Here is a 14758-nt window from a genome sequence, read left to right on the forward strand (position 1 = left end):
ACAAGATTTTTATGCCCGCACGCGTGGCTTTCGCAGCCGGCGTGGCGGGTCTGGATAGTTACTTGCCCGACTTGACCTTGGTCCAGCTGCGGGTCATCAGACGTTGCACCTTGGGTGGCAACTCGGCATTGACGAACATCTTGTCCAGCACTTCCTGCGGTGGGTAAACCGCGGCGTCGGTCCTCACGGCCTGGTCCATCAGGTCGCCAGCCTTGGGGTTCGGGTTGGCGTAACCGACATAATCGCTGACCTGGGCGATGACCTCAGGTTTCAGCAGATAGTTGATGAAGGCGTGGGCCTCCTTGACGTTGTTGGCGTCCTTGGGGATCGCCAGCACGTCGAACCAGAGGTTGCCGCCTTCCTTGGGAATGGCGTAGGCCAGCTTCACGCCCTTGCCGGCTTCTTCGGCACGGGCCTTGGCCTGGAACACATCGCCCGAGAAACCTGCCGCGACGCAGATGTCGCCGTTGGCCAGGTCGGTGATGTACTTGGACGAGTGGAAGTAGGTCACGTACGGGCGTACCGCCAGCAGCTTCTGCTCGGCCTTGGCATAATCCTTGGGGTTGCTGCTGTTGGGGTCCAGGCCCATGTAGTTGAGCACCGCCGGCAGCATTTCGTCGGCCGAGTCGAGGAAGGCCACACCACACTTGGAGAGCTTCTTCATGTTCTCAGGCTCGAACAGCACGGCCCAGGAGTCGATGGTGTCGGTGCCCAACGCGGCCTTGACCTTCTCGACGTTGTAGCCGATGCCATTGGTACCCCACAGATAGGGCACGGCGTACTGGTTGCCCGGATCGTTCTTCTCGAGGCGCTTCATCAGCGCAGGATCCAGGTTGGAATAATTGGGCAGCAGGCTGCGGTCGAGCTTCTGGAAAGCGCCCGCCTTGATCTGCTTGCCGAGGAAATGGTTGGACGGCACCACCACGTCATAGCCGGTGCGTCCGGCCAGCAGCTTGCCTTCCAGGGTTTCGTTGGAATCGAAGACGTCGTACTTGGCCTCGATACCGGTTTCCTTGTGGAAATCGGCAAGGGTCGTCGGCCCGATGTAGTCCGACCAGTTATAGATATGCACCGTCGGCGCTGCTTGGACGCCGAATGCCAGCGTCAGACCCGCTCCAGCCATCATGGCCTTGCGAAATAAGGAAATAGACAAGTGGGTGGTCCTCACGATCAGTGCCTCCAGGTGCCGGCGTGACGCCGCCGTACACGCAAAACCGGCGCGCAACTTACCTTCGCTGCATCGATGCCGCAAACTAATTTGCCTTGCAGGCCTTCTGGGCCGGGAAACCCCGGCCCAGAAGGCTTCGAGACGGGCTTACTTGCCCGACTTGATCTTGGTCCAGCTGCGGGTGATCAGGCGCTGCGCGCTGGCTTCAGGTGCAGCGATCGCATACAGCTGCTTCTTCACTTCAGCAGGCGGATAGATGCTCGGGTCGCTGGTGATTTCCTTGTCCACGTACTGGGTGGCGGCCTTGTTGCCGTTCGGGAAGCGCACGGCGTTGGTGATCTCGGCCATGATTTCCGGCTGCATCAGGAAGTCCATGAACTTGTACGCGGCATCCTTGTGCTCGGCATCTTTAGGGATGGCGACCATGTCGTAGAACGTACCGGCACCTTCTTTCGGAATGATGTAGTCCACTTTGACCTTGTCGCCGGCTTCGTGAGCGCGGGCCTTGGACTGCTCCAGGTCGCCCGAGTAACCGACGGCCACGCAGATGTTGCCGTTGGCCATGTCGCCGATGTACTTGGACGAGTGGAAGTAGGTGATCGAAGGACGAATGCTCAGGAACAGCTCCTCGGCCTTCTTCAGGTCGTCTTTCTTGGTGCTGTTGCTCGGCAAGCCCAGGTAGTGCAGCGCAGCCGGAATCATCTCGGTCGGCGCGTCGAGGAAGCTCACGCCACAGCTTTTGAGCTTGGCGATGTTCTCGGGCTTGAACACCACATCCCAGGAATCGATCTTGTCCACGCCCAGCGCAGCCTTGACCTTCTCCGGGTTGTAGCCGATGCCGATGGAGCCCCACATGTACGGGAAGGCATGCTTGTTGCCCGGGTCGCTGGCATCGCCCACGGCCTTGAGCAGGTCTTCGTCCAGGTTCTTCCAGTTCGGCAACTTGGAACGGTCCAGTTCCTCGTAGACGCCTGCCTTGATCTGCTTGGCCAGGAAGTTGTTGGACGGCACGACCACGTCATAACCCGACTTGCCCGCCAGCAACTTGGCTTCCAGGGTTTCGTTGCTGTCGAACACGTCGTACTTGACCTTGATGCCGCTTTGTTTCTCGAACTTGGCGATGGTGTCCGGCGCGATATAGTCCGACCAGTTATAGACGTTCAATACCTTGTCTTCAGCCTGAACAGCGGTTGCCATGGCACCCAACAGGGCCGTGGCCAGCAACGTCTTGCCCATTTTCTTCATGCGAAATGCTCCAGAATTTATTATCAAGCCATCTGTTCAGCAGCCAAGATCCCACGGTACAGCGCTGGGCGACTGAAACAGTCGCTAGTCTGGCAAGTTACAAGGCGCTGTTTCAAGAAAAGCAGGACCTTGTAACCGCTTAATGTCACGCTGCCAGCCTAGCAGACCGTTACTTGATCGCCTCATAAGTCAAATCCAGGCACTTGCGTGCCTTTTCCACCAGCTCGTCAATCTCTTCACGGCTGATTACCAAGGGCGGTGCGATGATCATGGTGTCGCCCACCGCACGCATCACCAGGCCGTTTTCGAAGCAATGTTGGCGGCAGATCATGCCAACGCCCTTGCCCTCGAAGCGGCTGCGGGTGGCCTTGTCCTTGACCAGCTCGATCGCGCCGAGCAGGCCCAGGCCGCGGACCTCGCCCACCAGCGGGTGGTCCAGAAGCTCGCGCAAACGCTTTTGCAAATAAGGTGCCGTGTCTGCCTTGGCACGCTCGATGATCTTCTCATCACGCAGGATGCGCAGGTTTTCCAGGCCCACGGCAGCCGCGACCGGGTGGCCGGAGTAGGTGAAGCCGTGGTTGAAGTCCCCGCCCTCGGCGAGCACCTTGGCCACTTCGTCACGAACGATCACACCGCCCATGGGGATGTAACCGGAGGTCAGGCCCTTGGCGATGGTCATCAGGTCGGGTTCGAGGCCGTAGTAGTCGGAGCCGAACCATTCGCCGGTGCGGCCGAAACCACAGATCACTTCATCGGCGACGAACAGGATGTCGTACTTGGCGAGGATCTCCTTGACCTTGGGCCAGTAGGTTTCAGGCGGGATGATCACCCCACCGGCCCCCTGGATCGGCTCGGCGATGAAAGCGGCGACGTTGTCCTCGCCGACTTCCAGGATCTTCTTCTCCAACTGCTCGGCGGCCCAGACGCCGAATTCGTCCGGGGTCATGTCGCCCCCCTCGCCGAACCAGTACGGCTGCGGGATATGCACGATGCCAGGGATCGGCAGGCCGCCCTGCTCGTGCATGCCGCTCATGCCGCCCAGGCTTGCGCCGGCGACGGTGGAGCCGTGGTAGCCGTTGATACGGCCGATGAGGGTCTGCTTGCCGGGCTTGCCCTTGAGCGCCCAGTAATGGCGGACCATGCGCAGCACGGTGTCGTTGCCTTCGGAGCCGGAGCCGGTGAAGAACACATGGGTCATGCCCTTGGGCGCCACGTCGGTGATCGCCTTGGCCAGCTCCAGCGCTGGCGGGTGGGCGGTCTGGAAGAACAGGTTGTAGTACGGCAGCTCGCGCATCTGTTTTTCCGCCGCCTGCACCAGCTCCTCACGACCATAGCCGACCGCTACGCACCACAGGCCCGCCATGCCGTCGAGGATCTTGTGCCCCTCGCTGTCCCACAAATGCACGCCCTGGGCCTTGGTGATGATGCGCGGCCCTTTTTCCTTCAGCTGCTTGTAATCGCTGAAAGGTGCAAGGTGGTGCTCACCGCTCAAGGTTTGCCATTCACGGGTTTGCGGGTTGTTGACGCTCATGGGCTTCTCCGTTATCCGACAGCCGCGCTCCAGCGGCCCCAGGGTTGATCAGACGGCAAACAGCAGGAACTCACGTTCCCAGGAGCTGATTACCCGTTTGAAGTTCTCGTGTTCGGCACGCTTGGTGGCGACGTAACCGGTGATGAATTTCTTGCCCAGGTACTGGTCCAGGGCACGGCAGTTCTCCATGCGTTCCAGGGCATCCTCGATGGTCAGCGGCAGACGCAGGTTGCGGCGCTCATAGCCGCGGCCCTGGACCGGCGCGCTGGCACCGATCCCCTCGACCATGCCGATGTAGCCGCACAAGAGGCTCGCAGCGATGGCCAGGTAGGGGTTGGCATCAGCGCCTGGCAGGCGGTTCTCCACACGGCGGTTCTGTGGGCCGGCATCCGGCACGCGCAGGCCTACGGTGCGGTTCTCCTCGCCCCACTCGACGTTCACCGGTGCCGAGGTGTCCGGCAGGAAACGGCGGAACGAGTTGACGTTGGGGGCGAACAGCGGCAACGCCTCGGGGATGAACTTCTGCAACCCACCGATGTGGTGCAGGAACAGCTCGCTCATGCTGCCGTCATCGTTGGAAAAGATGTTCTTGCCGGTGGCCACGTCGATCACGCTCTGGTGCAGGTGCATGGCGCTGCCCGGCTCGCCGGTCATGGGCTTGGCCATGAAGGTGGCGGCCACGTTGTGCTTGAGCGCCGCCTCGCGCATGGTGCGCTTGAACACCAGGATCTGGTCGGCCAGGTGCAAGGCGCTGCCGTGACGGAAGTTGATCTCCATCTGCGCCGTGCCGTCCTCGTGGATCAATGTGTCCAGGTCCAGCTGCTGCAGTTCGCACCAGTCGTACACGTCTTCGAACAGCGGGTCGAATTCGTTGGCGGCCTCGATGGAGAATGACTGGCGACCGGTTTCCGGGCGGCCGGAGCGGCCTACCGGCGGCTGCAACGGAAAGTCCGGGTCTTCGCTGCGCTTGGTCAGGTAGAACTCCATTTCCGGCGCGACGATCGGCTGCCAGCCTTTGTCGGCATACAGCTTGAGGACCTTCTTGAGCACGTTGCGCGGCGACAGCTCGACCGGGTTGCCCTTCTTGTCATAGGTGTCGTGGATCACCTGGGCGGTCGGCTCGATGGCCCAAGGCACGAGAAACACCGCGTTCTCGTCGGGGCGGCAGATCATGTCGATATCGGCCGGGTCGAGCAATTCGTAATAGATGTCGTCGTCGACATAGTCGCCGGTCACGGTCTGCAGCAGCACGCTCTCGGGCAGACGCATGCCTTTTTCGGCGATGAACTTGTTGGTCGGCGAAATCTTGCCGCGGGTGATGCCGGTCAGGTCGCTGATCAGGCATTCCACTTCGGTGATCTTGTGCTCTTTCAACCAATCGGTGAGCTGGTCGAGGTTGTTACTCATAAATACCTCAGGAGGTAATGTGGCCCGGCTGATGAAGGTCGGGCGCCGCTGACGCCTGGCGTCGATCAAGGTGGGCGCTGCCTGGCTGCAAGTGCCTGGACAGACCCGCGCCTTGATTCTGGATGCAGTGCTTGGCTAAAGCAAAAGCGCATGCACGGGACGGCAGCGGATACACTCGAAACAAGCGTGTCCGTGAAGCGAATGAAGGGCAGAAAAGCGAAAAGTCGTGCAGGAAACTGCTACGAAAGGAGGATGATCCGAGCCAGCCGTCAATTATTGCGAGCAGCGCACGCGCACCGGCTCCGAGGCGGGCCATGCCCTCGCGACGAATGCTGGGGGGACCTGACAGCGCGGCGCAGGCAGCACTTTCAGGTCGCGGCAAGCGGACCATATGACCCTCGTATTATTGTGTTCTGGGTTGTGGCCGAGCTTAGCCTTGTTCATTTTTTTACACAACACCTCCGTAAAAAATAAAACACGCTCAGCGCGAGATAGCCCTTTGCGCCCAAAATAGCGGATAATGATTCGCCCCCAGATGCAGCATTTCTGCCGTCGCTGTGCCATTTAGGGGCATCATGGGGTTGGCTTGACTTCGCCAGGTCTTTCGGATTGACTGGGCTTGCAAGCCCCCCTTGATTGATATTTTTAACAACAAAGGTGTTGCATCATGTCGGTACCCCCGCGTGCCGTTCAGCTTAACGAAGCGAACGCGTTCCTTAAGGAACATCCTGAGGTTCTCTACGTTGACCTTCTGATTGCAGATATGAATGGTGTGGTGCGCGGCAAGCGCATCGAGCGCACCAGCCTCCACAAGGTTTACGAGAAAGGCATCAACTTGCCCGCCTCCCTCTTCGCCCTGGATATCAACGGTTCCACCGTCGAAAGCACCGGGCTCGGCCTGGACATCGGCGATGCCGACCGCATCTGCTACCCGATTCCTGGCACCCTCTCCAACGAACCCTGGCAGAAGCGCCCTACCGCACAGTTGCTGATGACCATGCACGAGCTGGAAGGCGAGCCGTTCTTCGCCGACCCACGCGAGGTCCTGCGCCAGGTGGTAAGCAAGTTCACCGAGATGGGCCTGACCATCTGCGCGGCGTTCGAGCTGGAGTTCTACCTGATCGACCAGGAAAACGTGAACGGCCGTCCGCAGCCGCCCCGTTCGCCGATTTCCGGCAAGCGCCCACAGTCGACCCAGGTGTACCTGATCGACGACCTGGACGAATACGCCGACTGCCTGCAGGACATCCTCGAAGGCGCCAAGGAGCAAGGCATCCCTGCCGACGCCATCGTCAAGGAAAGTGCCCCGGCGCAGTTCGAGGTCAACCTGCACCATGTCGCCGACCCGCTCAAGGCCTGTGACTATGCGGTGCTGCTCAAGCGCCTGATCAAGAACATCGCCTACGACCATGAAATGGACACCACTTTCATGGCCAAGCCCTACCCGGGCCAGGCTGGCAACGGCCTGCATGTGCATATCTCCGTGCTGGACAAAGATGGCAACAACATCTTCACCAGCGAGGATCCCGAGCAGAACGCCGCGCTACGTCACGCTGTCGGCGGTGTGCTCGAGACCCTGCCCGCGTCCATGGCTTTCCTCTGCCCGAACGTCAACTCGTACCGCCGCTTCGGTGCGCAGTTCTATGTGCCGAACGCACCGAGCTGGGGCCTGGACAACCGCACCGTGGCCCTGCGCGTGCCTACCGGCTCGCCGGATGCCGTGCGCATCGAGCACCGCGTGGCCGGTGCCGACGCCAACCCGTACCTGATGATGGCTGCCGTGCTGGCCGGCGTGCACCATGGTCTGACCAACAAGATCGAGCCGGGCGAGCCGATCGAAGGCAACTCGTACGAACAACTGGAGCAGAGCCTGCCGAACAACCTGCGCGATGCACTGCGCGAGCTGGACGACAGCGAGATCCTGAACAAGTACATCGATCCGAAGTACATCGACATCTTCGTCGCGTGCAAGGAGAGCGAGCTGGAGGAGTTCGAGCATTCGATCTCCGACCTCGAGTACAACTGGTACCTGCACACCGTGTAATGAAAACGCCGCCCTCAGGGGCGGCGTTTTTCATTGAATCACGGGTTGCCTGTACCGGCCCTATCGCCGGCAAGCCGGCTCCCCCTTAGCCCGCGCCGCACCTGCGGGAGCCGGCTTGCCGGCGATAGGGCCGTTGCAGGTAACGACTATTACAACGGTTTCTCGAAAATCTTCGAATTACGCTGGTAGTTGTACAGCGAAGCCCTTGCCGCCGGTAGACGCTCAACGCCGCTGGGGGCAAAGCCGCGTTCGCGGAACCAGTGCGCGGTACGGGTCGTCAGCACGAACAGGGTGTTGAGCCCCTGCTGCCGCGCCCGGCTCTCGATACGTTCGAGCAACTCGTCGCCGCGGCCACCATGGCGATACTCCGGGTTCACCGCCAGGCAAGCCAGCTCCCCCGCCTCCGAATCGGCGATCGGGTACAGCGCTGCGCAGGCGATGATCATGCCTTCGCGCTCGACCACGCTGAACTGTTCGATCTCACGCTCCAGCACCTCGCGCGAACGCCGCACCAGGATGCCCTGCTCTTCCAGCGGGCTGATCAGCTCCAGCAAGCCGCCGACATCGTCGATGGTCGCCTCGCGCACGACCTCGAACTGCTCCTGGGACACCAGCGTGCCGCCACCCTCGCGGGTGAACAGCTCGGTCAGCAACGCGCCGTCCTCGGCATAGCTGACGATATGGCTACGCGCCACGCCGCCCTTGCAGGCCTCGGCGGCGGCATCGAGCAGCTCGGCCTGGTAGTCGCTGCCCAAGCGCAGCAGGTGCGGTGCAACCTGCTGCGGGCGCAGTTCGCGCACCAGCTTGCCGTTTTCATCCAAAAGGCCCGGTGCGGCGCCGAACAGCAGCAGCTTGTCGGCCCCCAGCTCGATGGCAGCGCGGGTAGCCACGTCTTCGCAGGCCAGGTTGAAGATTTCGCCAGTGGGCGAGTAGCCCAAGGGCGAAAGCAACACGATGGAGCGCTCGTCCAACAGGCGGTTGATCCCCTTGCGGTCGATACGCCGCACCTCGCCGGTGTGGTGGTAGTCAACGCCTTCGAGCACGCCGATCGGGCGAGCGGTCACCAAGTTGCCGGACGCCACCCGCAGCCGCGAGCCTTGCATCGGCGAAGCGGCGATGTCCATGGACAACCGCGCCTCGATGGCCAGGCGCAAGGCACCGACGGCATCGATCACGCAATCGAGGGTCGCCGCATCGGTGATGCGCATGCCGCGATGATAGTGCGGCGTCAATCCGCGGGCGGCCAGGCGGCTTTCGATCTGCGGGCGCGAGCCATGCACCAGCACCAGCCGCACACCCAGGCTGTGCAACAGCACCAGGTCATGGACGATGTTGCCGAAATTGGGGTGGTCCACGCCATCGCCGGGGAGCATGACCACGAAGGTGCAATCGCGATGGGCATTGATATAGGGGGACGCATGGCGTAGCCAGTTGACGTATTCGGGCATGACAGGGCCTGTGGATAAGTGAACGGAGAACGGCGAAACAAACGGCGGCGTTCAAAATCATCGTCGGAACAGGCTTGCGGTCACGCGCGGTCTCCTCTAGGCAAGGACGAATCAGGTCGAAGAACGTTTAGCTCAGGCAATAGTGCCGGATCAGGTCACGCAATAGACGCACGGTAGGCTCGATTCGTGACATTTCAAGGTATTCGCCCGGTTGGTGCGCACAGGCAATGTCGCCTGGGCCGAGCACGATGGTCTGGCAACCCAGTTGCTGAAGATAAGGCGCTTCGGTGCCAAAGGCCACCGCTTCGGCACGATGCCCGGTAAGCCGCTCGGCCAGTTGCACCAGCTCGGTATCGGCCGGCTGCTCGAAGGGCGGTACCTCCGGGAACAGCGGCGCGTAGTCGATGCGCACTTCCAGGCGCTCGGCCAGCGGTACCAGCTTCTCGCGGATGGCCGCACGCAACTGCTCGACGTCCATGCCCGGCAAGGGGCGCAGGTCGAACTCCAGGGCGCACTGGCCGCAGATACGGTTGGGGTTGTCGCCACCATGGATGCAACCGAAGTTCAAGGTCGGGGTCGGCACGCTGAACTGCGGGTTGCGGTAGGCCTGTTGCCATTGCTGGCGCAAACCCATCAGTTCGCCCATCACCGCGTGCATGGCCTCCAGGGCACTGTGCCCAAGGCTGGGGTCCGACGAATGGCCGCTGCGTCCGAGGATGTCGATGCGGTCCATGAGGATGCCTTTATGCATGCGGATCGGTCGCAACCCGGTGGGCTCGCCGATCACCGCCGCGCGGCCGAGGGGCTGGCCAGCCTCGGCCAAGGCGCGGGCACCGGACATGGAGCTTTCTTCGTCGCAGGTAGCGAGGATCAGCAGCGGCTGCTTGAAGTCGTGGGCCAGAAGCGGCAAGACCGCCTCGATGACCAGCGCGAAAAAGCCTTTCATGTCGCAACTGCCAAGGCCCACCCAACGGCCGTCGATCTCGGTCAGCTTGAGTGGGTCGCTGGACCACAATTGCTCATCATAGGGCACGGTGTCGCTATGGCCGGCCAGGACCAGCCCGCCAGGGCCGCTGCCACGGCTGGCCAGCAGGTTGAACTTGCCAGGAGTCACCTGGCGAATTTCGCAGGCAAAGCCCAAGTCGCCCAACCAGCCGGCCAGCAGTTCGATGACCTGGCGGTTGGACTGGTCCAGCGCAGGTTGGGTGCAACTGACCGAGGGCGCAGCGATCAGGGCGGCGAATTGGTCTTTCAGCGACGGCAACGGCATGCGCGTACTCCTCGGAGGCGTTGCCCATCATAGCAATGCCGTCCCCGCTTGCGGCAAGCAATGCTGGGGCCTTCTCGCTGCACAGGGCCGCTCCGACAAGGGCCGACACTGGGCGCAGGCGCGGCCTCGTGTCGCGAAAGGGGTGCGCAGCGCCCCCAAATGCAACAGTCCACAAGCGACTCCTGTAGACTGCACCCAAAGATGCCCTCCTTCGAGCCTGCGATGCACAAAGAAACCGAACTCAAGCTCCGCGCCAGCCGCGAGACCCTGGCCGCCCTGCGCGAGCACCCCCTGCTGAAAAAGCGCAACAAGTCCGGTTGGCAGACCCGCGAACTGCTCAACCAGTACTTCGACACCCCGGAGCGTGAACTCTCCGCCGCCCACGTCGCCCTGCGCCTGCGCCGCGATGGCGAGCAGGTCATCCAGACCCTCAAGTGCCGCGGCCAGAGCGTGGCCGGCCTGTCCGAGCGCAACGAGTACGAATGGCACCTGGACAAGGTCAAGCTCGACCTGAAGAAGCTCGACGACACCTGCTGGCCGGCCCAGCTGGCCGGGCTGGACAAAAAGACCATCAAGCCACTGTTCACCACCGACTTCACCCGCGAATATGCCGAAATCGCCTGGGGCCGTGGCAAGGCCAAGGTGGTGATCGAAGCCGCCCTGGACCAAGGCTTCGTGATTGCCGGCAAGCGCAAGGAAGCAATCTGCGAACTGGAACTGGAGCTGCGCGAAGGCGCGCCCGAGGCGCTGCTTGAACTCGCCGCCGAGCTGGCCGCCAGCCTGCCCCTGATGCCGTGCGACATCAGCAAGGCCGAGCGTGGCTATCGCCTGCTCGAGCCCGACAGCTATGACCTGAGCCTGCCGACCACCGTGCTGGAAGCCGAAACCGCACTGGACGACGCCTTCGCCGCCCTTGCTTGGCAGTTGCTGGGCAGCAGCCAGCGCCTGGCCGAGCAGTACCGCCACAATGGCCATTGGAGCCTGTTGCAGGGTTGGGTGCAGTGCCTGGCAGAACTGCGCGCTCTGGTCAGCACCCTGGGCCAGGCTGCACCTCGGGCCACCACCCGTGAGCTGCGCAGCCGCCTGGACGCGCTGCTGGAAGATTGGCGCCCACTGGTGCAGGCCGGAAATGACGACGAAGACGTCCGCCGCGTCGCCCCCGAGCAGTTCGCCGACGAGCTGGAAGACACCCGCTGGGGCCAGTTCTCCCTGGAAACCTCGCGCTGGCTGCTGGCCCGCGCCTGGACCGAGGAGCGTAAAGGCCGTGGCGAACGCCAGGGCAAGGCGCACCTGGCCAGCTGGCTGATGCACCTGCTCGGCGAGGAAGCTCGTGCATTGCAATTGCCGCTGTACAAGCAGCGCCCCGAAGACCTGGCCGAACAGCTACCGCGCATCGAGCGCCTGCAGGCCTGGTTGCACCATGCCCGCCAGGTACTGGACGTACCGCAACTCGACCGTCTCTATGGCGAGCTGAACAAACTGCACCAACTGGCCGAACAACCGTTGTCCGACGAGTTGTTGGAAGCCCGCATCGAACAGGCCCGCGCGGTGGACCAGAACCGCGCCTGGAAGTACCTGCTCAAATCTGCGTCCACGCGCTGATCCAGCGCGCAATGGGGCTGCTTTGCAGCCCTTTCGCGGCGCAAGGCCGCTCCTACAGGGGCGGCGACATGCGGAGGACGCGAGAGGTGCCTAGGCCAAGGGCAAGCTGGTCGTGGACTTGATCTCGGACAAGGCCACGATCGAATTGACCTCTTGGATCCCCGGCACATTCGACAGCTTCTCGAAGAAGAATCGCTCGTAGGCTTCGATGTCCGACGTGACGATGCGCAGCAGGAAGTCCACCGAGCCCATCAGCACATAGCATTCGAGTACCTCCGGAAAGCCGCGGATCGCCTCGGTGAACTCGGTGAAATTCGAGCGCCCGTGGGCATTGAGCTTGACCTCAGCGAAGATCTGCGTGTTCAGGCCGACTTTCTTGCGGTCGAGCAACGTCACCTGGCTGCGGATCACGCCTTCATCTTTCAAACGCTGAATGCGCCGCCAGCAGGGCGATTGCGACAGCCCGACACGTTCGGCGATCTGCGCGCTGGACAACGAAGCGTCTTCTTGCAGCAACGCCAGGATGCGCCGGTCATAGGCGTCCAGTTCACCTTGCATTAATAAGTCCTTTAACTATGAAAATTTGAATTTCTCGATCGAAAACCCAAGGGAATCGAAGGAATCATAGCGGAGAATTATCCCAGTACCGCGTGTTCATTCTGTTCGCGCTGCACAGTTTTGCGCGAGCCCGCTCCCACAGAGGTCAGCGCTTGCCACCGGTTCTTTGCCCAACAGCGCAGCCCGAAGGGCGGGGTAGCCTCCCACAAGATCGCGCAAGATCCCGAAACCCTTTGCCCCGCCTGCACCTTGTCATGCCGGCTAGCCTTACCAGCACCGACCCATCTGGCAAGGAAGCCAAGTATGCACACCGACGATACCCACGCCCTCGACCTGGGCCGGCTGCTCGATGCCCTGCTGCTCGACCAGCGCCTGGATGCCGGCGATACCCTGCGCGTCCTCGAGCAGGCCAGCGGCCAGCCAAGCATCCACCCGCTGGAACGCATCGCCGGCCTGGCCCTCGAGGATCGTCAGCGTCCAGGCCGGCGCCTGGACCTGGACACTCTTTGCCAATGGCTCGCCAGCAAGGCCAAGCAACCCTTCTTGCGCATCGACCCGCTGCAGGTCGACGTGCAGAAGGTCAGCGGGTTGATGTCCCCGGCCTTCGCCCAGCGCCACGGCATATTGGCCGTGGCTGCGGACGACAACAGCGTCACGGTGGCCAGCGCCCAGCCCTACCAGTGCGAATGGGAAGCTGACCTTACTCGCAGCCTGGGCAAGCCGGTCCGGCGGGTACTGGCAAGCCCGGTGCAGATCCGCCAGCTGGCCCAGACCTTCTTTCGCCTGGCCCATTCGGTCCAGGGCGCCCAGTACCAGCAGCCTACCGGCCTGGGGGAGCTGGAGCAGTTGCTGGAGCTGGGCCAGCGCCATACCGACGCCAGCGCCGATGATGCGCATATCGTGCACATCGTCGACTGGGTGCTGCAGTACGCCATCGAACAGCGGGCCAGCGATATCCACCTCGAACCGCGCCGCGAACAGGGGCAACTGCGTTATCGCATCGACGGCCTGCTGCACGGTGTCTATGCCTTTCCCGCAGGCGTCACCCTGGCCTTGGTCAGCCGCCTGAAACATCTGGGACGCATGGACGTAGCAGAAAAACGCCGCCCCCAGGACGGCCGCCTGAAAAGCCGCCTACCCGGTGGTGGCGAAGTGGAGCTGCGCCTGTCCACCCTGCCCACGCCCTTCGGCGAGAAACTCGTGCTGCGCCTGTTCGACCCGCAACAGCTGCACCAGGACTTCGACCGGCTGGGCCTGGAAGGCGAGCAACTGCGGCAATGGCAAGCCCTGCTCGGCCATCGCCAGGGCATCCTCCTGGTCACAGGCCCCACCGGGTCAGGCAAGACCAGTACGCTCTACGCCAGCCTTCGGCAACTGGCCACACCCCAGGTCAACCTGTGCACCATCGAAGACCCCATCGAACGCCTGGAGCCGGCGTTCAACCAATTGCAGGTCCAGCCGGGCCTGGACCTGGGTTTTGCCAACGGCGTCCGGGCTTTGCTGCGCCAGGACCCGGACATCATCATGGTGGGCGAGATCCGTGACCGCGAAACCGCACAGGTCGCCGTCCAAGCCGCATTGACCGGGCACCTGGTACTTTCCACGCTGCACACCGACGACGCCTGCAGCGCGATCATCCGGCTGCAAGAACTGGGCGTGGCCGACTACCTGATCAAGGCCACGCTGCTCGGCATCATGGCTCAGCGCCTAGTGCGCACGCTGTGTGTCGACTGCCGGGGCGCCGCGGCCCACGAAACCCTGCCCTGCCGCACCTGCCGGGGCACCGGGTACCACGGCCGCACGGGCCTGTTCGAGCTGTTGACGCCCAGTGCACAGCTGCGCGCCAGCATCGGCCCGGGCAGCGACTTGGCGACCTTGCGCCAACAGGCTGTTGCCGAAGGGCTGCAGGATCTGCGTCGGTGCGGCGAAGCGAAAGTCGAGGCCGGCACAACCAGCCTGGCGGAGGTGCTACGCGTCTGCTCTTGAGGAAAAAACCCTTGTATTCAGGGAACTTGCGTCACCTAGGCAAGATCAAAGCGGCCATCCCACAACCCTCACCATTCGAGGTGAATGCATCATGCGTCTCAAAACCGTCATCGCAGCCGCTGCCCTGCTCTCGCTGCCCCTCGGCTCCGCCATGGCCGACGATGAAACCTTCTGGCGCAACGTCATTTCTTCCGGCGCGACCACCGCATCGAGCTACCTGACCTCTGCCGACCACAAGATGGTCCTGGCTGCCCAGGACGATGCCGGCAGCTTCGTCGCCAGCGAAGGCGCCATCCGCGGGCCTTACCTGGAAGCGGCGATTCGCAAGGTGCGCGCCGACAATCCAGGCATGAAGGCGAGCGACATGGACCTGGCCAACGCGATCCTGGCCAAGAACGCCGTCGTCGAGTAACCCCATCGCGGTCGCGCTGAGCACAAGCGGCTAGCGCAGCCGCCCCCTGTGGGAGCGGGCTCGTCCCGCGATTGGGCCGGGCCCGAT

The 14758-nt window shown here is 62.7% G+C and carries 11 protein-coding genes; 4 read left to right on the forward strand and 7 right to left on the reverse strand.

Annotated elements, in window-relative coordinates; genetic code table 11:
- Positions 1–58: 58 nt before the first annotated feature.
- The 4 genes from ACNFG0_RS04230 to ACNFG0_RS04245 all read right to left on the reverse strand — a co-directional run bounded on the left by ACNFG0_RS04230 (position 59) and on the right by ACNFG0_RS04245 (position 5351).
- Positions 59–1153: a polyamine ABC transporter substrate-binding protein gene (locus tag ACNFG0_RS04230; protein WP_196143869.1), complete on the reverse strand. Its 1095-nt coding sequence runs from the start codon at positions 1151–1153 to the stop codon at positions 59–61.
- 162 nt (positions 1154–1315) lie between these two features.
- A complete protein-coding gene (locus tag ACNFG0_RS04235) occupies positions 1316–2413 on the reverse strand; it encodes a polyamine ABC transporter substrate-binding protein (RefSeq protein WP_196143868.1) in 1098 nt (365 codons plus the stop codon).
- A gap of 169 nt (positions 2414–2582) precedes the next feature.
- A complete protein-coding gene (locus ACNFG0_RS04240; RefSeq protein WP_196165768.1) occupies positions 2583–3944 on the reverse strand; it encodes an aspartate aminotransferase family protein in 1362 nt (453 codons plus the stop codon).
- A gap of 48 nt (positions 3945–3992) precedes the next feature.
- The gene (locus ACNFG0_RS04245) at positions 3993–5351 is read right to left on the reverse strand and encodes a glutamine synthetase family protein (RefSeq protein WP_084856531.1); all 1359 of its coding nucleotides are present in this window, start codon (positions 5349–5351) and stop codon (positions 3993–3995) included.
- Positions 5352–6018: 667 nt separating this feature from the next.
- Here ACNFG0_RS04245 and ACNFG0_RS04250 point away from each other — a divergent pair.
- The gene (locus ACNFG0_RS04250) at positions 6019–7395 is read left to right on the forward strand and encodes a glutamine synthetase family protein (protein ID WP_016712594.1); all 1377 of its coding nucleotides are present in this window, start codon (positions 6019–6021) and stop codon (positions 7393–7395) included.
- 149 nt (positions 7396–7544) lie between these two features.
- Here ACNFG0_RS04250 and argA read toward each other — a convergent pair whose 3' ends face one another.
- Complete coding sequence (gene argA / locus ACNFG0_RS04255; RefSeq protein ID WP_196143865.1) at positions 7545–8843, reverse strand: amino-acid N-acetyltransferase; 1299 nt, start codon at positions 8841–8843, stop codon at positions 7545–7547.
- A gap of 127 nt (positions 8844–8970) precedes the next feature.
- Positions 8971–10113, reverse strand: coding sequence for an acetylornithine deacetylase (argE, locus tag ACNFG0_RS04260; protein WP_416764070.1), 1143 nt, complete (start codon positions 10111–10113; stop codon positions 8971–8973).
- Between the two features lie 222 nt (positions 10114–10335).
- On the opposite strand from argE, the gene ACNFG0_RS04265 reads away from it, so the two are divergent.
- The gene (locus tag ACNFG0_RS04265; RefSeq protein ID WP_416764071.1) at positions 10336–11715 is read left to right on the forward strand and encodes an inorganic triphosphatase; all 1380 of its coding nucleotides are present in this window, start codon (positions 10336–10338) and stop codon (positions 11713–11715) included.
- A gap of 90 nt (positions 11716–11805) precedes the next feature.
- Here the strand turns inward: ACNFG0_RS04265 and ACNFG0_RS04270 are convergent, their stop codons facing one another.
- Entirely contained in the window at positions 11806–12273 is a 468-nt protein-coding gene (locus ACNFG0_RS04270) for an Lrp/AsnC family transcriptional regulator (protein WP_196143862.1), read from the reverse strand.
- Between the two features lie 303 nt (positions 12274–12576).
- Here ACNFG0_RS04270 and ACNFG0_RS04275 point away from each other — a divergent pair, with 303 nt between their 5' ends.
- Together ACNFG0_RS04275 and ACNFG0_RS04280 are read left to right on the forward strand one after the other, a co-directional pair.
- Entirely contained in the window at positions 12577–14259 is a 1683-nt protein-coding gene (locus tag ACNFG0_RS04275; RefSeq protein WP_416764072.1) for a GspE/PulE family protein, read from the forward strand.
- Positions 14260–14350: 91 nt separating this feature from the next.
- Positions 14351–14671 carry a DUF2388 domain-containing protein gene (locus ACNFG0_RS04280; RefSeq protein ID WP_416764073.1) on the forward strand — a complete coding sequence of 107 codons (321 nt, stop codon included), beginning with the start codon at positions 14351–14353 and terminating at the stop codon, positions 14669–14671.
- The last annotated feature ends 87 nt before the right edge of the window (positions 14672–14758 follow it).

Source organism: Pseudomonas sp. NY15372 (genome assembly GCF_048068215.1).
In the GTDB taxonomy this organism is placed as follows: domain Bacteria; phylum Pseudomonadota; class Gammaproteobacteria; order Pseudomonadales; family Pseudomonadaceae; genus Aquipseudomonas; species Aquipseudomonas guariconensis_A.